Annotated in this window: 15 protein-coding genes; 6 read left to right on the top strand and 9 right to left on the bottom strand. The window is 36.5% G+C overall.

Features of this window, described 5'->3' with window-relative positions; all coding sequences use genetic code 11:
* Window positions 1-94: 94 nt before the first annotated feature.
* From CWO92_RS01345 to CWO92_RS01335, 3 genes are all read right to left on the bottom strand, one after another.
* Window positions 95-469, bottom strand: coding sequence for a YisL family protein (locus CWO92_RS01345; RefSeq protein WP_101352383.1), 375 nt, complete (start codon window positions 467-469; stop codon window positions 95-97).
* Between the two features lie 90 nt (window positions 470-559).
* On the bottom strand, window positions 560-1,447 hold the full coding sequence (locus CWO92_RS01340; protein ID WP_101352382.1) for a fumarylacetoacetate hydrolase family protein: 888 nt from the start codon (window positions 1,445-1,447) through the stop codon (window positions 560-562).
* 30 nt (window positions 1,448-1,477) lie between these two features.
* Complete coding sequence (locus tag CWO92_RS01335; protein ID WP_101352381.1) at window positions 1,478-2,674, bottom strand: DUF418 domain-containing protein; 1,197 nt, start codon at window positions 2,672-2,674, stop codon at window positions 1,478-1,480.
* A 162-nt stretch (window positions 2,675-2,836) separates the two neighbouring features.
* Between CWO92_RS01335 and CWO92_RS01330 the strand changes: the two genes are divergently transcribed.
* The 6 genes from CWO92_RS01330 (at window position 2,837) to CWO92_RS01305 (ending at window position 4,931) form a co-directional block, all read left to right on the top strand.
* Entirely contained in the window at window positions 2,837-3,058 is a 222-nt protein-coding gene (locus CWO92_RS01330; RefSeq protein ID WP_101352380.1) for a spore germination protein, read from the top strand.
* A gap of 92 nt (window positions 3,059-3,150) precedes the next feature.
* Window positions 3,151-3,378, top strand: a complete 228-nt coding sequence (locus tag CWO92_RS01325) for a spore germination protein GerPB (protein WP_101352379.1) — start codon at window positions 3,151-3,153, stop codon at window positions 3,376-3,378.
* Between the two features lie 96 nt (window positions 3,379-3,474).
* Window positions 3,475-4,095: a spore germination protein GerPC gene (gene gerPC / locus CWO92_RS01320; RefSeq protein ID WP_101352378.1), complete on the top strand. Its 621-nt coding sequence runs from the start codon at window positions 3,475-3,477 to the stop codon at window positions 4,093-4,095.
* The gene (locus CWO92_RS01315) at window positions 4,085-4,264 is read left to right on the top strand and encodes a spore germination protein GerPD (RefSeq protein WP_101352377.1); all 180 of its coding nucleotides are present in this window, start codon (window positions 4,085-4,087) and stop codon (window positions 4,262-4,264) included. Before gerPC ends, CWO92_RS01315 begins: the two co-directional genes overlap by 11 nt.
* A 3-nt stretch (window positions 4,265-4,267) precedes the next feature.
* Window positions 4,268-4,648, top strand: a complete 381-nt coding sequence (locus CWO92_RS01310; protein WP_101352376.1) for a spore germination protein GerPE — start codon at window positions 4,268-4,270, stop codon at window positions 4,646-4,648.
* A gap of 64 nt (window positions 4,649-4,712) precedes the next feature.
* On the top strand, window positions 4,713-4,931 hold the full coding sequence (locus tag CWO92_RS01305; RefSeq protein ID WP_101352375.1) for a spore germination protein: 219 nt from the start codon (window positions 4,713-4,715) through the stop codon (window positions 4,929-4,931).
* A 271-nt stretch (window positions 4,932-5,202) separates the two neighbouring features.
* Here the strand turns inward: CWO92_RS01305 and addA are convergent, their stop codons facing one another.
* From addA to CWO92_RS01275, 6 genes are all read right to left on the bottom strand, one after another.
* On the bottom strand, window positions 5,203-8,952 hold the full coding sequence (gene addA, locus CWO92_RS01300) for a helicase-exonuclease AddAB subunit AddA (RefSeq protein WP_235851544.1): 3,750 nt from the start codon (window positions 8,950-8,952) through the stop codon (window positions 5,203-5,205).
* Window positions 8,918-12,418, bottom strand: a complete 3,501-nt coding sequence (gene addB, locus CWO92_RS01295) for a helicase-exonuclease AddAB subunit AddB (RefSeq protein ID WP_101352374.1) — start codon at window positions 12,416-12,418, stop codon at window positions 8,918-8,920. Before addB ends, addA begins: the two co-directional genes overlap by 35 nt.
* Before the next feature lie 386 nt (window positions 12,419-12,804).
* Window positions 12,805-14,229: a sigma-54 interaction domain-containing protein gene (locus CWO92_RS01290; protein WP_101352373.1), complete on the bottom strand. Its 1,425-nt coding sequence runs from the start codon at window positions 14,227-14,229 to the stop codon at window positions 12,805-12,807.
* Between the two features lie 75 nt (window positions 14,230-14,304).
* Window positions 14,305-15,090, bottom strand: a complete 786-nt coding sequence (locus tag CWO92_RS01285) for a 3-hydroxybutyrate dehydrogenase (RefSeq protein ID WP_101352372.1) — start codon at window positions 15,088-15,090, stop codon at window positions 14,305-14,307.
* A gap of 43 nt (window positions 15,091-15,133) precedes the next feature.
* Window positions 15,134-16,582 carry a GntP family permease gene (locus tag CWO92_RS01280; RefSeq protein ID WP_101352371.1) on the bottom strand — a complete coding sequence of 483 codons (1,449 nt, stop codon included), beginning with the start codon at window positions 16,580-16,582 and terminating at the stop codon, window positions 15,134-15,136.
* 297 nt (window positions 16,583-16,879) lie between these two features.
* A complete protein-coding gene (locus CWO92_RS01275) occupies window positions 16,880-17,668 on the bottom strand; it encodes a TIGR00266 family protein (protein ID WP_101352370.1) in 789 nt (262 codons plus the stop codon).
* Between the last annotated feature and the right edge of the window lie 33 nt (window positions 17,669-17,701).

Genomic DNA, 17,701 nt, shown 5'->3' with positions numbered 1-17,701 from the left:
AATATTCATACTATAAACAGTGTAATATATTTGTAATATAATGTCGATATTTATCAAAAAAAATTAAGCCACTCATTATGAGCAGCTTAATTTTTTAATCAAATGGATGCCAAGGTCCCAGCGGCAATTTTAATCCAATATAAAGAGCAGCGAGGAATAAAATAATAAACAACAACCATAAAAATCCTGTACCTTTTTTATTAACCGTTCTTACTAGTATCATTTCCATCAATACTACAACAAGAAGGCCTACAAGTAATTTAACTCCGTATAAACCTGGATTTATGGATTGATTACTGAAGAACAATAAAGCCCCAGTAACAATGACTAAGATGTAGAATAAGCGAACAATCATATGAACGATTTTTGCAGCCTTTTCTCTTCCAGCCTTATGTAATAACAGTGCCACGATAAACAAAATAATCGCAATTACCCAAGTAGTAATATGTGCATCTGTACGATGTAACATTATTTAACCCCCTAACCAATTTATAAAACTAACATTTTGTAGCTCATCCCATATTATCATAATGTCCGATCAATAGATATGGTTTGAAGATTATTTTACCACATTTGTCAAAGTTCCTATTCCTTCTACTGTTATATCGATTCTATCTCCAGATACTAGAAATTTTGGCGGATTGAATCCATTTCCTACTCCTGCAGGCGTTCCAGTAGCAATTATATCACCAGGCTCAAGCGTCATTCCCTTAGATAGAACTGAAATAATTTCTTCTATTGGGAAGATAAAGTATTGTGTATTGGAATTTTGACGAATTTCATCATTTACCATTGTTACAACATCTAAATGATTTGGGTCCTCGATTGCAGAATGGTGCACAATCCAAGGTCCCATTGGACATGATCCATCTAAACTTTTACCAATAAAATATTGTTTATGACGTTTTTGAATATCACGAGCGGTAATATCATTTATGATGGTGTAGCCAAAAACATAATCAAGCGCTTCTTCCTTGCTAATATTTTTTCCTTTCTTGCCAATAATTAATGCAAGCTCTCCTTCGTAATCTAGTTGATTCGTAATTTCCGAGTGAGATTCAACCTCTGATAAATGTCCCTTAACTGTAGTAGGTGCTTTCGTAAAGACAATGAGATCTTTAGGAATATCTGCCTCACTGCCCATTTCAATTGCATGATCACGATAGTTTTTCCCCACACACATTATATTCTTTCGAGGTTTCGTAATAGGAGAAAGCCACTCAATCAAATCGATATTTTCATAGAAGGCAGTAAGATCTTCCTTTTCTATTAACTTTTTCATTTCTTCAATAAAGGAATTGCCTGTATCAATTGCTTCAAGCATGGTTGATGGCAAGGATGGATGACCTGCTAATGCAAGTTTTGTAACATTTACGATATCTCCTGTGTTCTCATTTAGGACCCCTAATTGTTCTTTATTATCTTTTGCAAATGATAATAATTTCATCCTACGTTCACCTCTACTATTAGTATACACTTACGTATTCTGTTTTTTTGCAGGAATTCCTCTTTTATTTTTTCCGTATGTCACTATTCTCCACACTTTCTCCAATGGACCATATTGAAACTTCATAAACCAAATTTCCGCTAAAACAACTTGAATAATATATATAAATACACCGATTAAGACACAGGACAGCAAGGTAAGCCCTCCATAAAGTCCTAAACCATAGTGATAGAAAATAAGGGATCCGACAATGGACTGAACTAAATAAATCGTAAGGGACATCCGTCCAGCCGTTGCGATGGGTTTTAAAAGTTTTTCAAAAATACGATTAGTCATTAGCAGTACAATCAATGACACAATCGCAAAGCTAAAAATAGTTCCACCGATTGTTTGTTGAACCAGCTTAAACGCAAGATTAGAATCGATTAATAAAGACAAAGACTTTAAAAAGATTCCTATTACAAATGTAGCAATAAAAAGGACCAGCCATTTTTTCTTATGGATGTTAGCATTTTGTAACCATTTCATTTTAGAAGCTCCTGCTCCTACCATCATTAATGGCAAAATAGAAAATACAGAGAAAAAGAGATTCATTGAACCATTTACTGCAATCCAATCTGTTATTCTTTGCGTTGTTATTTCCAAGTAGCTTCCTGTGGAATAAGCGTTAAATGCTTTATTCACATTCGCGATATCCGCATACATTAATGTCGTATTTGGATCGATAATCGCATTTACCAGTATGTATAATATAAAACATAAATTAGGAATCAGAAAAAGCATAATACCACTAATCAAAAGTACTTCCCCTGATAATTCAAGTAGCACCATTAATAGCATTCCATATATTGCGTAATTTACTAATATATCACCTGACCATATAAAAAAGGCATGAATGAATCCTATCACTAACAAGAATAATAACCTTCTTACATATATATTAGTAAAGGACAACCCCCTATTCCTTATCCTCTCACGTAAAATAACACTCCCATACCCAAACATCAGCGCAAAGATTGGGTAAAAGCTTGATTGAAAAATAAGTTCTACCCACTTATAAACTTCGGCATCGCTATCCTTCCACCATTCATATGGATTATAGTATAGAACAGGTGCATTAAACGAAATCATATTTACAATGACAATGCCTAATAAACTTATCCCTCTTACTACATCTAAAGTAGAAATTCTATTTTCCTTAAGTATAGGTTCCATTCGTAGCTTCATATAAATACCTCATGCACTTAATATTTATTCACCATTCCATTTTACAACGTCAGAGAGATTTAGGCTAATTAATCACATTTTTATTCTTCCCTCATATGATATTGCAGATAAGTGAAATGCCTATTTAAACCATTAATTTTATTCCAAAGGATGTGAACGGTAATGCCTGGATTTGTCGGTGCCGTTCAAATTATGAATATTGGATCGAGCGGTGTATTTAATATTGGTGATGTATTTCAAATTATACCAAATGCATCTGTAAAAACCTTTGCTGGCGCCGGATCGTTTAACACCGGAGAAACATTATCCATACGAAATGAACAATCTTCGACTAATACATTTGATATGGATGGAGTGGATCAAGGTAACTTCTTAAATTTCTAATGATAAAAATAGACTACTTGCCCATTGGTTTACTAATTCTACTATTTTAAATACGAAAATGTTCTTATTCTCTGTACAAAAGGTGGAACCCCATGAAAATTTATTTGCAACAGACCATTCAAATTCGGATGATTAAAATAGGTGGTATTTCCAATTCATCGGTTTTTCAAATAGGTAGTGCCGGAATTATTAAACCCGCCTCCTATTTATATAATACTGGAGGATTTATCAGACCTGCGCCGCGTGTAGGGGCAACGACGGGTGCTGAATCGCAAACAGCATTTCTTGTACCTTTTCAAACATCCCCAGGTCCTAGATAAATCATTGCTTCGAGTCGCACAGCTTCCATCCAATATATTGGATTTTTTAACCATTGCACATAAGGATCTATATTGATAAAAAGAGAGGTTTTTATAATGGTAGATATTCATGCATATATTCAACAACTTTATCAATATATCCATCAACAAGAAAAAAGAATAACAAAATTTGAAAAAATGGTGAAGGAATTAAAAACAGAGGTTGATTCTTTGAAAGAAAAGCCTCCAATAAATGTGGAAAGATTGGAATATAAATTTGATCAATTAAAGATTGAAAGATTGGATGGAACTTTAAACATCGGATTAAACCCTGCAGACTTGTCAGAAAAGATAGAAGATATGGAGATTCCCAATAACAATACTAACTCAGCATCGATGGTTTCAGAACCGGCTTTCAAACAGGAATTAATAAACAGATTAAATCATTATGTTGGAAATGATATTCACACAGTGATATCTGATACAGAACAACAATTGGGAATTACTCTTGATCAACAATATAGGGATTTTATTATGGATGATCTTCATAAACAAATACCTCAAAGAGTTGATCATTATCTTAATATTTTGGCTGGGCAAAATCTCGGAAATATGTCAAAAGAAGAATTATTAAACCAAGTTTATCAAAAGATGAAGACTGATATTGATCAAGCTATCTTCATGTTTATTTCAAAGCTTCCAAACAATATAAACGGAGGAAATACAAATGGAACTTAATGTTATAAATCGGGAATTACATGTTGAAAATATCGAAATAATTGGTATTGCCAGTTCTGCCTTATTTATGATTGGGGACGCAGAAACTATACAGCAGGCATCTACATTTGATACCCCTGCCGAGTCCCTTATTATCGGCCCATTTGTACCATTTGTACCGAGAGGATAAAGAATGGATGGGGTCAGAAATTCAGTCGTTCAAGAAATAAGTATTAACGATGTAGTATTTGGCTCAAATGTTCGAATTGGGGATACCACTCATATTAAGGCTTATTCTAGAGCATTTGCCGTTCAACGTGAGGAAGAATTATATTTTGGATTTGAAGTTTCTTTTGATGACTTTCCCATCTTTAGCGAAGTAATTCCCCTTCCTCCCATTACGGTGAATATTCAATTTCATCGTTATAATCTAGATCCAGTAATAAGAGTAGATCACATTAATATTATAGGGATATCCTCCAGTTCGATTTTTCACGTAGGTTCGATAAAGGATGCTTATCTAGAATCAAGAGTACATCACGTTCGTCAACTAAAAAGTAGGCCAGAGGTATGAACGTCCAGAAAGATTTGTGCATAGAATGTGGAACAAGAAGAATAAATGATAAAGGATGTTTTTTATGCCTGCAATTATTGGGCCATTACAGATTGTAAATATGGGAGGCGGTGTCATGCAGTTTGGCGATTCCGCCTTTACATCACCAAAAACAAGTACAAAAGTCTCATCAGGTGCAGGAGCATTTACAACTGCAGGAATAGTACTGAACAATAATTTTCTTAGCCTAAATAACACATTTAATTACTCCTTAGTTGACCAGCCGACCATTGCGAATAATTAAGAAAAACACTTGCGCGTTGCCCGTCGGCTTGTGGATGAATGAAATTGGAAATGTACTTTTACAAGTAAAAATATTACTTCCATTTTCACCTGATGTTGACTTATCGGAGAGAATAGACGTAGAAATTCGCTAGCCGGAAGCAAGACATAGATTTAAATATTTATGTTATAATAGAACTTTATTATTTTAAAGGCATTGATCCTGCACGAGATCAATGCCTTACTATTTTCTTAAGAATAGTTTTTAGGAAAAGGGACCTGTCCCTTATCCCTCACAACTGTAAGAGATGGCCGCCGTCAAAGAAATAGAGATATTTGCCTTTGACAGGTTTCTGTATAATATCTTGGAGAGCTCTTTCGTAAAAATCGAGCTGCGTTTTATATCTTTTTTCCAAAACGGGCTTCGCTTCTTCAAATCCACCCTTGTAGCGGTCGTGAATTCCATCCGTTTTGTAATCAAGCAAAATAATATGATCCTTCTCTTCTATCAAACAATCGATAACCCCTTGAATCAGGATAGACTCGTCTGTTAATGAATCCTCTTGATACATTTCAGTGGCTGGTATTGCTAAACTGAAAGGTACCTCCCTTTTTACGGCTTTCGATTTTAACATTAACTGTCCTAATTCTGTCTCAAAAAATCGAATAATATTTTCCGGTTGGACCACACTAATTTGCTCACTTGTAAGAAGCTCTTTCTTTACCATATCTTCCAATAATGTTTCAATGCAATCTACTGTTGGCAATTCATTTAGTGGCACATGCTGCATTACCATATGCAAGACTGTTCCCTTTTCGGCGGGAGTTAATTTCTTCTCACTCATAAATCTCGGACGTCCTGATATAGGCTTTTCAAATGCTTTCATTATTTCAGAACTAGAAGCCTCATCTCTTACTTCATACATCCGTTTCACCTCGGAAACAGATTGTTTTGAACGTCTTATTGTAGAAGCCTTATGAGAATAGGACCAATTTAACCATTCAGCTATTTGTCCGTTATTTTCTGTTTCAACGTTCATCACATTACCAGATTTAACCATTTCCTTCCAATTCATTTTTTCCTTCTGAATGTTTTCCATTTGGATAAAATCATTTTTAGAATGAATTTGAATATCCCATTTTGACGGATGGTTCCAAATTTCTTCGGCTATATATTCCCGCCCTTCTGCAAAAGGTGAATCAATGTGGCGAACTAATGCCGGCCCTATCCAATCTATATAGGATGTAGCTCTTGCACGTACGTCATCCCTTAATAACCATTCAAGATGCGAATGATTTTTTTCCCACTTTGCAATCGACTTTTGAACACTTTTTAAAGTACTGACCAAATACAATTTTTCTTTTGCCCTCGTTAATGCAACATAAAGGACACGCATTTCCTCGGACAATGTCTCCAACTTTTTCTTTCTTTTAAAGGCAAGCTGTGGTAATGAAGGATACGTAATTCTTTTGTCCACATTCATATACCTGCATGCAAAACCTAATTCCTTATCAAATAAGTACGAATGCTGAACATCCATCATATTAAATTTTCGCGATAATCCTGCAACAAATACGATTGGAAATTCCAAACCTTTACTAGAGTGAATGGTCATCATCCGCACCACATCTTCTTGTTCACTTATCGCACGCGCTGCACCAAGATCTTTGCCCTTCTCTTGCATTCTTTCAATAAATCGCAAAAAGCGGAATAATCCTCTAAAAGAGGTAGACTCATATTGTCTGGCGCGATCGTATAAAGCCCTCAGATTTGCTTGTCTCTGTTTCCCACCTGGCAAGCCCCCTACAAAGTCATAAAAATGGGTGTCCCGATATATTTGCCATAGTAGTTCTGATAACGCACCTACACGTGCATTATCCCTCCAACTATTTAACTTTTCTGTAAAACACCTTAATTTTTCATATAATTCTTCTTTTTCAGCTGTTGGGCGCTCCTGCAAAAATGAGACTAGAGCTTCGTAAAATGTTCCTTGCTTGTTTTGAATTCGAACGATTGCCAACTGTTCTTCATCCAATCCAACAATTGGGGATCTTAACACCCCTGCAAGCGGGATGTCTTGATATGGATTATCAATGACTTTTAATAAAGACATAATAATATTGACTTCCGTTGCTTCAAAATAGCCGGTTGAAAGGTTGGCATATATAGGAATACCTGCTAATTTAAATTCCTCCATAATTTCCGGAGCCCACGCCATGGAACGAAGTAAAATAACAATATCACGATATTGAATTGGTCTATATGTGCCGGTTTTAGGATTAAATACTTCCTTCTGCTCATTTATTAGTTTTTTTATTTTCTTGGCTATGAAACGTGCTTCAAGCTGTGATTTTTCCAGATCCACTTTATCAAATTGATCATTCAGATCCATACTTTCATCTGTTTCATCGCCTTTTGATTCCTCTAAATCAATGAAAGCTACTTCAATTGGATAAGGTGTGTCTTCTGGATATGACGCGCCTTTCACAAGCTCAGCCTGCGGATCATAATTAATTTCGCCGACCTTTTCACCCATGATTTGTTTAAAGAGGAAGTTCGTTCCCGAAAGTACCTCATGCCGACTTCTAAAGTTCTTTGATAAATCAATCCTTAATCCTGTATTTTCTCCAAGCGGTGAAAATCGGTTATATTTATTTAGGAATAGGTTTGGTTCTGCCAAACGAAAGCGGTAGATCGATTGTTTTACATCTCCAACCATAAATAGATTGCCATTTTCATCGCCATCATGTGTGACAAGTTTTAAAATGGTTTCCTGTACCATATTTGTATCCTGGTACTCGTCCACTAACACTTCTCTAAATTGTTTTCGATAATCAAGTGCGGCCTCAGATGGTTTCATTGTAATACCATCCTCTTTTATTATTCCTAATATGCCAAGACAGTAATGCTCGATATCGGTAAAGTCTACCAAACCTTTTTCCATTTTTATTTGCTCGAACTTTTTGCCAAATTCTTTTACAGTCAACACAAGAGTATCAATAACATCTCTCATTTCACGCATATCTTTTAAGAAATAAGAAGGTTTACGTGAGAAAAGTTCTTCACGTATTTTTTCCAGTGTTTCTTTCGCTTTTTTCCTTAGGGCATCCGCTGCTTTCACTAGATCTTTATTATATTCGTCACCTTTGCATGGCTTAGCCCGACCGAACGTCCAATTATTCATTGCCTCATAAAGTTGATCCCATGGACCGTTAACTTGTTTTAGGACTGTACTAACAACTTCCATATCATCCAGATAGTTTTCCGCTCGTGGTGCCGGTCCTCCTGGCAGTTTTGTCATTTCATATGCTTCTTCCAACAAGCTTTTAGCACCTTCCAGTTGTTGAGAAATATCAAACCTCAGTACATCCATAAACGGCAGTTGATCAATATCCATGTCTTCTGTAACATTGTACATTTCTACCAATTGATCAAGCCATTTATCGGGATTTGGATGGGATCTTGAAAAATCATATAATTTGCTAACTAATTCTTGTAGTGCTGTATCACTGCGGTCATTCGTAAATGTATCTACCAATCGGAAGAAAGCCTCATTATTTTCTTTTCCATATTCCGTTTCAAATAGGTCGTCTAAACACTCATCCAAAAGCACTTCTCTTTCCGTCTCATCTGCAATTCGAAATCCCGGATCAATATCTATTAAATAATAGTATTTACGGATTACTTCCAAACAGAATGAATGAAGGGTAGAAATAGATGCTTTATTTAACAATGTTAGCTGCTTTCTCAGCCTACCTGATGAAGGGTTCATTTCAATTTCTTTTTCTAATGCTTCCCCAATGCGATGACGCATTTCTGCAGCAGATGCGTTAGTAAAAGTTACTACCAATAATTGATCGACATCTATTGGATCGTCTTTAGAAATGATTTTTTGAATAATCCTTTCCACAAGTACAGCAGTTTTTCCTGATCCGGCTGCTGCTGCAACCAATATATTTTGATCCTTTGCCATAATTGCTTTCCATTGATCATCTGTCCATGTGGAATCAGCCGGCTTCATTGGAATGATTGTCTTCACCATTCAAGACCTCCTCTCGTATTAAATTCAGTAAATCGCTTGGCTTCTCTTGTGATAAAATTCTATATTGATTATCTTCTAATGATTGATCAAATTGACAAACCGATTTAAACGAACAAAACTCACATGGGGTGCGTTTTTTCAATTGATATGGATTAATATCTACAATACCAGATGAAATGGCATTCCCTGATTCTTTATAAAGGTTCCGAACGTAACGGTGAAGGATTTTAAAATCCTCCTTCCCGGCAACTTGTGAACGTGCCGATAATGTTCCATCTTTTTTTAACTCCGCTGATACAATTTTAGATGTGCCTGTTTCTAATGACTCATCCATTAATTTAACCACTTGCGCATCGTCTAACATTAATCCCTTCATTTTAAAGCTCTTAAAAATTTCTTCCTCAATTTCTTCCAACGTTAAAATTTTATTGCTCTTGACGATCGGATTATGGAGGTGGAAATATAAGACTCCTGCTGGAACTCCTTCGGTGCCTATTAAAGTTTGAGAATTAGTCACGACAATATCTAAGTAGGTAAGCATTTGTAATGCCAAGCCATAATACACTTCTGTCAAGTCCAAGGTTCTCGCACTAGACTTATAGTCTATCACTCTTAAATAAACACCATTTTCATCCTGTGCCTTATCAACACGGTCAATTCGTCCTTGCAGTTCCATCTTTGTTCCATTCCTCAATGTAAAAGTAAGAGGAGGCAATGCGGACTTGGCTCCGAAATCAAGCTCCATCCCAATGGGTGTAAAACCGCTTTGTTTCGCCTGTTGACTTAACACAAGAGAAGCACGCCCGATTACTTGTTCAAGCTTTCGTCTAATATAATGATGACGATTAGAGCTAAGAAGAATTTGATGCTGCAATTTTGGAGCCAAAAACGCCACTGCCTCTTTCGCTAATGCATTACATTGATCTTTTGTTAAAGACTTCCAAGATAATCCGTGCTTTCCAATTTCATCGGAAATCCATTTTAGTGCACCATGAAATAAATCACCGATATCGGGTGCTTCTAATTTAAATGTCTGTCTTTCTCTTAATTTTAGTCCATGAGATGCAAAGTGTGAAAATGGACAACCATGGAATAGCTCCATCCGGGATACACTTGCCAAGATTTTATCTCCGTATAATTCCGCACTTGTTTCTTCCGTTAACTGTTTTGCTTTATTTTGATAAAAGAGACTTGATAAAATATGAACAGTTTGCTGCTTCCAGTTAGGACTCTTAATATAATAATTATAAACATCCCACCAAAAGTCCGGTACTGGATACCCACGTTTCTTTTGCTGAAGTTGTGAAGTTAAAAAGGCAATCGCTGTATTTGGATGGGAAACATACTCAAGTTGTTCAAGAAAATTTATTTCAGATGGATCGTTTACTACCGTTTTTTCCAATACATTTGGAAATATCTCTCTTATTCTTTTTAAATATGGTGAAGGTAATAATGCCTTCCCTTCTTCATTTGCTAAAGGATAAGACAAGAATAAATGATGGGAAGGTGTTGTAAATGCTTTATATGCAAGAAACTCTTCGTCGAGCAGCCTTGCTTTGCTGCTTGGAGCGATTTTTATTCCGTTTTGTAGCAAGCTTTCTCGATCGGAATCTGCTAATATTCCTTCTTCATTCATTCTTGCTGGCATGATCCCATCATTTAGACCAATCACAAATGCTACTTTGATATCTGAAAGACGCGATAATTCAAGATTTGCAACTAGAACTTGGTCCATTGCGGGCGGAACAAGAGAAAACTTCATTGCCTCTAATCCAGAATCTATTATGAGAGCAAATTCCTTCAAGGATATGATTTCTTGTCCAAATATATCAACAAATTGATCGATTAAATCAATTACAGCGTTCCATGCTTGGTCATGCTCCCTAGCCGAGACGAGATCACCTTTTTCTTCCGCAGAAAGACATAATCTTTCTAATTTTGCAGGGATATCAAGCTCTTCAAGGTAGAGATATAAGGCTTCACAGAGCTCCTGTCCATTTTTAGCATTTTTCAATCGTCGCGATAACCGATTTACAGGAGCAGAGATGAATAGTCGCAATTCATTCAGTTCATGTTCAATTTGTTTTTCTGCATCTGTTTGCGGAAGATTTTCTAATTCTAGGCCTCTAATTCGTCGGTATGTCCATCTTTCCTTATTCACCCACTTATTACCTTTAATTCCATATGCTAATACATAGTTCTCCAGCCGGTCCATTTTCTCGCGGAGCTCATGGCGATTACTATCTAGTGGGAATAGTAAATCTGTTTTTACTGCACGAAACACGGACTCATAACGCCAGTTGCTATTGATAATTTCTAAGGAAGAACGTATTAATTCTATTAAAGGATGATGAAACATTGGCCTTTTCTGGTCAATGAAATAAGGAATTTCATAATCAAAGAATACTGTTTCCATCACATCCTGATAATCCTGCCCGTTTCGAACTAAAATAGCAAAATCCAAATAGCGATAGTTATTTGTCCTGACAAGCCTGCGGATTTCACGTGCAATACCTTCCATTTCTGCTCGGCGGTTAGCAGAATGGAGAATGTTGATGTCCGTTTCCTCCTTGTATGAAGGTACCGGCCGTTTATCAAATACTGACTCTAAGTATTGAATACCCTTATTTTCATACCGATGTGCTTGGGTAAGAATGACGTCGTCCTCTATTACCGCTTGAATATTAACTGCCATCTCATATAAGGTATTATATGTCTCTCCAGTCATCCGAAATAAATGCAATTCATCTGGTGCAGATTCACGAAAAGGTTGATCAAGTGTTAAGGCAATAGAGACCCGTTTACATGATTTCATCAATTGGGCAATTACCATATATTCCTGTGGTGTAAAACTATGAAAACCATCAATAAAAATCTCCGCATTTTGCAAATATGTAGATTTTGCGATTGATTCAGCTAATAGCCTCATATAATCGTCTGTATCTAAATATTTTCCAAACAATGTTTCTTCAAAATGATGAAAAATCAATTCTAAATCATGTAATTTATCCTGCAAGGAATTAGGGGCATCCATGTTTTCCAGCAACAGTTCTTCAGGCTTGATGCAATAACGTTTAAATTCAGTTAACATCTTTTCCATTTGGTCAATGAAACCTGTTTTGTCGGCTGCTCGTCCAAAAATTTTCAAATGGTCTTTTTTATCCTTAATTATTTTGCGAATAAGCATATTAAGGCCAGCACTAGAAATATGCTTTCTGCTTATACCACCTGTCTCTTGTAATATACGCCAGGCTAACCTTGTTAAACTGAATACCTGGGCACGAATCATCCCTTTTAATCCTGGGGTATTGATGAGGCGATATTCAGATAAAAATGTCATCTGATCTGGGACTAAATAAATAAGCGAATCACCGCTAGGAGATTCTTTCAGTTTTTCCGTTATTTCATCAATAAAAAGCTTTGACTTTCCTGTCCCCGTGCGCCCAATTACAAAACGTACAGACATATTCTTCATCTCCTCTCTAAACAAGACCGATCTTTCCATATGTATCTATTATAATATAATCATCCGCAGATTTTCTTATAAAAAAACTGGATATAACAAAAGCTCATCCGCGCAGCTCTTACCGAACGAATTTCGGAGTCTTCGAATGGAGATAATGGAAACCATGCTGAAGCAGTTCATGAACTAGTGAATTGTTGCTTCAATTTCACGGAGGAACCGGAGAAATCCAATAGGGTCTGAAGCTGGTAAGTGACTATATTCAGTAATAATTTATACCTTCTTATTCTCCAAAAATAAGAACATATATTCTTGTTATATACAATACTATTTTCCTTCTAAAATCGCAATTACTAATAAGGTGAAAAGAAAAAAGCAGCACATCTATGCTACTTAATTTGATACAATTTACATTTATCGTATAATTTTGTTTTTCCAATGCCCAATAATTTTGCAGCTTGCTGTTTATTACCGTTTGATATTTTTAAAGCATTCATTATAGCTTGTTTTTCTACAAATGCCAGTGTTTCCTTTAATGGCCGGACTGTGTCTGCCTTATCTATAGTATGTGGATTATTTTCTTTATGTAAAACCTGGTATCCATTCATATAAATCTCATCGTCTTGTAAATATAATGGTAGATGTTTCATTTCTATTTTGCCTGTACCGTCTAACACATTTATTGCACGTTCTAGTACATTTTCTAATTCGCGAATATTACCTGGCCATTTATGATTCATCAATTTATTTAAAACTTCAAAAGACATTTCGATCCCTTGTCTATGGAACTTACTTTCGAGTTTCTTCAAAAGGTTTGCAGCAATGGCAGGAATATCTTCCTTGCGATTTTTCAAAGGAGGAATTTCAATTTTTATCACATTTAACCGATAATATAAATCTTGACGAAATTTACCTTCCTCAACCATTTTTTCTAAATTTCGATGAGTTGCAGCAATAATTCTTACATCAATGAATATTGGAGTTTGGCCTCCTACCCGTTCTATTTCTTTTTCTTGCAGTACTCGCAGAAGTTTACTTTGCATAGCTAAAGGCATATCCCCTATTTCATCTAAAAAAATCGTCCCATGGTTTGCTAGTTCGAACTTCCCCTTTTTTCCTCCTCTCTTCGCGCCAGTAAATGCCCCTTCCTCATATCCAAATAATTCGGACTCCAAGAGATGTTCTGGTATCGATGCACAATTGATTCGGACTAAAGGGAAATGCTGTCTGGGACTATTTTGGTGAATAGCATGGGCAAATAATTCCTTTCCGGTTCCTGATTCTCCTATTAATAATACAGCCGAGTGATGGACAGATATTTTTTCAGCAAGCATTTTAGATTTGACAAATTCAGGGCTTGAACCAATTAAATCTGCGAATGTGTATTTACTAGTTAAACCCTTCTCAAAGTTATTTTTATAATAGTTTAACTCCTCAAGGAGTGGCTGCACTTTCTTCGAATACTCCCACCACTCTTGAGGATTTTTAAACATGACAGTACCAACTGCTCCAACTAATTCTTCCTCTATATAGAGAGGATAGCGATTAGCAATCATTTCACTATTATTAATAGGTTGAATAGCAGCAAGTTCCGCTTGTCCTGTTTTCGCTACAATATGCATTCTCGAGTTTTCGATAATATCCTGCACCGGTTGATCGGTTGCTTTCTCAACCGTAGTGCCAAGAAACTCGCAGTATGCTGGATTGATATAACGAATAATACCATCACGATCCACCACAACAATTCTTTCTGCTGCTAGATTGACAATTTCATCTAACCACTTGAATGGAAGTCTGCCGATTCCTAAATTCATCGTATTTCTCCCCATCTGTTCTAGTTTTTTATCTTTATTATATCAGAGCAGGAGAGAATTTTTTTACTTTTCAAATTACTGTGCAGTATAGCCCCCATCCAGTACAACTGCTTGACCTGTTACGCCTTTTGCTTTTTCGCTTGCTAAGAAAGTTGCATAATCAGCAATTTCCGCAACCTCCAATAATCTTTTTTGCGGCACTAGTGGATAAATGACTTCTTCCATTACTTTTTCAAAAGGAACATTTCTTGTTCTGGCTAAATCCTGCAGCTGATTGCGAACCAACGGTGTATCTACATATCCAGGACACAAGGCATTTACAGTAATTCCATATTCAGCCCCTTCCAAAGCTGCAACCTTTGTAAGTCCAATAACACCATGCTTAGCACTATTGTATGCAGCTTTGCCAGCAAACCCAATTAATCCATTTATCGATGCCATGTTAAGGATTCGTCCGTATTTTTGTTTCTTCATAATTGGAAATACATGTTTAATCGCTGTAAATGGAGCAGTTAACATTATTTTTATCATTAATTCAAATTTTTCGGTTGAAAATTCTTCTATCGGTGATACGTGCTGCAAGCCGGCATTATTGACGAGAATGTCGATTCTTCCAAATTCCTGTACGGTTTCATCAAGTACGGCAGTTAAGTCCTGTTCATTCGTAACGTCACATGGATGGGAGGTAGCTGTATACCCAATTTCTCTTAGTTGGTTAACGGCTATTTCGCTTTTTTGTTCGTTTAAATCCGAAATAACAACTTTAGCACCTTCGCTTGCAAAGGTCTTGGCAATCTCTAAACCAATTCCACTAGCCGAACCAGTAATAAAAGCAACTTTTTCAGATAAATTATTTCCCATAGTAGCTCCTCCTTTAGATGAATTAATTTATTTGAACTATATATTAAACAAGACCTGTAATACTATAAAGTGCGATAATGAAAAATACTGCAAGTGTTTTAATAATCGTAATCGCAAAAATGTCTCGGTACGATTGTTTATGGGTAAGACCTGTAACAGCCAGCAATGTAATTACTGCCCCATTGTGAGGAAGTGTATCCATACCGCCTGATGCCATTGCGATGACACGGTGCATTACTTCTGGGGGAATATGGAACTGGGCAATGGCAGCATTGTATTTATCGGCCATCGCACTTAACGCAATTCCCATTCCTCCTGAGGCAGATCCTGTGATACCTGCTAATGTAGTAGTCGTAACAGCACCATTTACTAAAGGATTCGTAAAGGTATGTGATATTCCGTTACTGATTAAAGTAAACCCTGGTAAAGCTGCAATAATACCTCCAAACCCATACTCTGCACCAGTGTTCATTGTTGCTAATAATGCACCGCCAATGCTGGTGTTAAGCCCTTCTTTAAAATTTGTTTTTACTCTGTTCCAATCGTATAAGATAGTCGTGATAATCCCTACAATGAGAGCCATCTCGACTGCCCATATAGCTGCAACAGACGAAATATCAACTGTTCCAAACGCCTTCAAGCCAATGGTTGAAAAGTCAAATCCATTTGGATACCATTTTGGAATAAAAATCGTAAACACTTTATTCATTACTCCCACAAGTACCAGCGGAACAAAGGCTAGAATTTGACGTGCTACAGAGGTGCTTGAATGTAAATCTGGTAAGGTACTTGTATCGGTTTTTAATAAAGATCCTGAATCATTTGCTGCAGACAATTCTTCATTCTTAAATCCAAAATATCCTTCTCCAGCTTTTTCCGCTTTTTTTCTTCTCGATTCCAAATAGAATAGTCCAAGAACTATGACAAAAATAGATCCGATAATACCAAGGGTTGGAGCAGCATATATATCCGTTTTAAAGAAAGAGGTAGGAATAACATTTTGAATTTGCGGTGTCCCTGGCAATGCATCCATTGTAAAAGCAAACGATCCAAGCGCAATCGTTCCAGGAATTAATCGTTTTGGTATATTTGCTTCCCGGAATAAATGTGCTGCAAATGGATAGATAGCAAAAACCGCAACAAATAGACTAACTCCGCTAAAAGTCAATATAGCTCCTAATAGAACAATCGCAAAGATTGCCCTTTTTGCTCCGACAATCTTGACAATTGTTTTCGCAATAGACTCCGCAAGTCCGGACATTTCGACTACTTTTCCAAAGATAGCGCCAAGTAAAAAGACCGGAAAATAGTTTTTAATAAACCCAACCATTTTTTCCATAAAGACATTGGAAAAGAAAGGAAGAACATGACTAGGATCGGTTAACAATACTGCAAACAGTGCACAAATAGGAGCAAATAAAATAACCGAAAAGCCTCGATACGCAACAAACATTAAAAGGCCGAGTGCCAAAAGAATAATAATAATTTCCATAGATATCCCCTTTTTTGATTGTGATTTCTCCCTAAAACTCCGTTTATTACCTAAAAAGTAAGCGATTGCATTTTTATGTTAATTCCACCTCCTCTGTTAGCTCGCTTCACATTTTACTTTTGCAATTTTTATGCCAACACAGAAATCAAGGAAAAGGATGGAAGGTGCATAATCTTAGAGAAAGAGATATGCGAGTAATTCCGTATATATGGAAAATACCAAAAGAAAATTCCGTAAATCCGGAATTTTTCCAGACTTACGGAATATATAATAATTGGTTCTGACTATTCGTCTTTATCAATCACCATCAAATAAATTAAATAATCCCTTTGCGACACTTCCCTCATCTTTAGATCCCCCTACTTGAGGCATCGCAGCAAATACTCTGCTCGCTAGGCGGCTGAACGGAAGTGATTGTACCCAAACTGTACCTGGTCCTCTTAATGTTGCAAAAAATAAACCTTCTCCACCAAATAAAGCAGTTTTTACCCCTTTTACAAACTCAATGCTGTAATCCACATCCTTCGTCATTGCGACTAAGCATCCTGTATCCACTCGCAGTGATTGACCAGGAGCAAGTTCTTTTTTATGAATTGTGCCTCCTGCGTGAATAAATGCCAAGCCATCACCTTCGAGCTTTTGCATAATGAATCCTTCTCCACCGAAGAATCCAGTTCCAATCTTTTTCTGAAATTCAATTCCTACCGAAACCCCTTTTGCTGCGGCTAAGAAGGCATCCTTTTGACAAACGATTTTCCCGCCTAATTCACTTAAATCCATCGGGATGATTTTTCCCGGATACGGGGCAGCAAATGATACATGTTTTTTATCATAACCTTCGTTTGTAAAGGTGGTCATGAACAAGCTTTCACCTGTAAGCATTCGTTTACCGGCATTTAATAATTTCCCCATAAAGCCGCCTGAACTGCTGGATCCATCACCAAATATCGTTTCCATTTGAATATTATCTTCCATCATCATCAAACTACCGGCTTCTGCAACCACTGTTTCCTGTGGATCCAGTTCCACTTCAACAAATTGCATGTCGTCACCGTAAATTTTGTAATCAATATCGTGGTTGTTCATTGTATACATTACCTCCATCTTTCTCTGGTATAT

This window comes from Heyndrickxia camelliae, from assembly GCF_002844575.1.
GTDB classification, from domain to species: Bacteria; Bacillota; Bacilli; order Bacillales; family Bacillaceae_C; genus Margalitia; species Margalitia camelliae.
This window is presented reverse-complemented; position numbering and strand designations above follow the sequence as displayed.

Coding starts and splice junctions, on each gene's coding strand:
- CWO92_RS01345 (WP_101352383.1), bottom strand. CDS start 469: ATGTTACATCGTACAGATGCACATATTACTACTTGGGTAATTGCGATT.
- CWO92_RS01340 (WP_101352382.1), bottom strand. CDS start 1,447: ATGAAATTATTATCATTTGCAAAAGATAATAAAGAACAATTAGGGGTC.
- CWO92_RS01335 (WP_101352381.1), bottom strand. CDS start 2,674: ATGAAGCTACGAATGGAACCTATACTTAAGGAAAATAGAATTTCTACT.
- CWO92_RS01330 (WP_101352380.1), top strand. CDS start 2,837: ATGCCTGGATTTGTCGGTGCCGTTCAAATTATGAATATTGGATCGAGC.
- CWO92_RS01325 (WP_101352379.1), top strand. CDS start 3,151: ATGAAAATTTATTTGCAACAGACCATTCAAATTCGGATGATTAAAATA.
- gerPC (WP_101352378.1), top strand. CDS start 3,475: ATGGTAGATATTCATGCATATATTCAACAACTTTATCAATATATCCAT.
- CWO92_RS01315 (WP_101352377.1), top strand. CDS start 4,085: ATGGAACTTAATGTTATAAATCGGGAATTACATGTTGAAAATATCGAA.
- CWO92_RS01310 (WP_101352376.1), top strand. CDS start 4,268: ATGGATGGGGTCAGAAATTCAGTCGTTCAAGAAATAAGTATTAACGAT.
- CWO92_RS01305 (WP_101352375.1), top strand. CDS start 4,713: ATGCCTGCAATTATTGGGCCATTACAGATTGTAAATATGGGAGGCGGT.
- addA (WP_235851544.1), bottom strand. CDS start 8,952: ATGGTGAAGACAATCATTCCAATGAAGCCGGCTGATTCCACATGGACA.
- addB (WP_101352374.1), bottom strand. CDS start 12,418: ATGTCTGTACGTTTTGTAATTGGGCGCACGGGGACAGGAAAGTCAAAG.
- CWO92_RS01290 (WP_101352373.1), bottom strand. CDS start 14,229: ATGAATTTAGGAATCGGCAGACTTCCATTCAAGTGGTTAGATGAAATT.
- CWO92_RS01285 (WP_101352372.1), bottom strand. CDS start 15,090: ATGGGAAATAATTTATCTGAAAAAGTTGCTTTTATTACTGGTTCGGCT.
- CWO92_RS01280 (WP_101352371.1), bottom strand. CDS start 16,582: ATGGAAATTATTATTATTCTTTTGGCACTCGGCCTTTTAATGTTTGTT.
- CWO92_RS01275 (WP_101352370.1), bottom strand. CDS start 17,668: ATGAACAACCACGATATTGATTACAAAATTTACGGTGACGACATGCAA.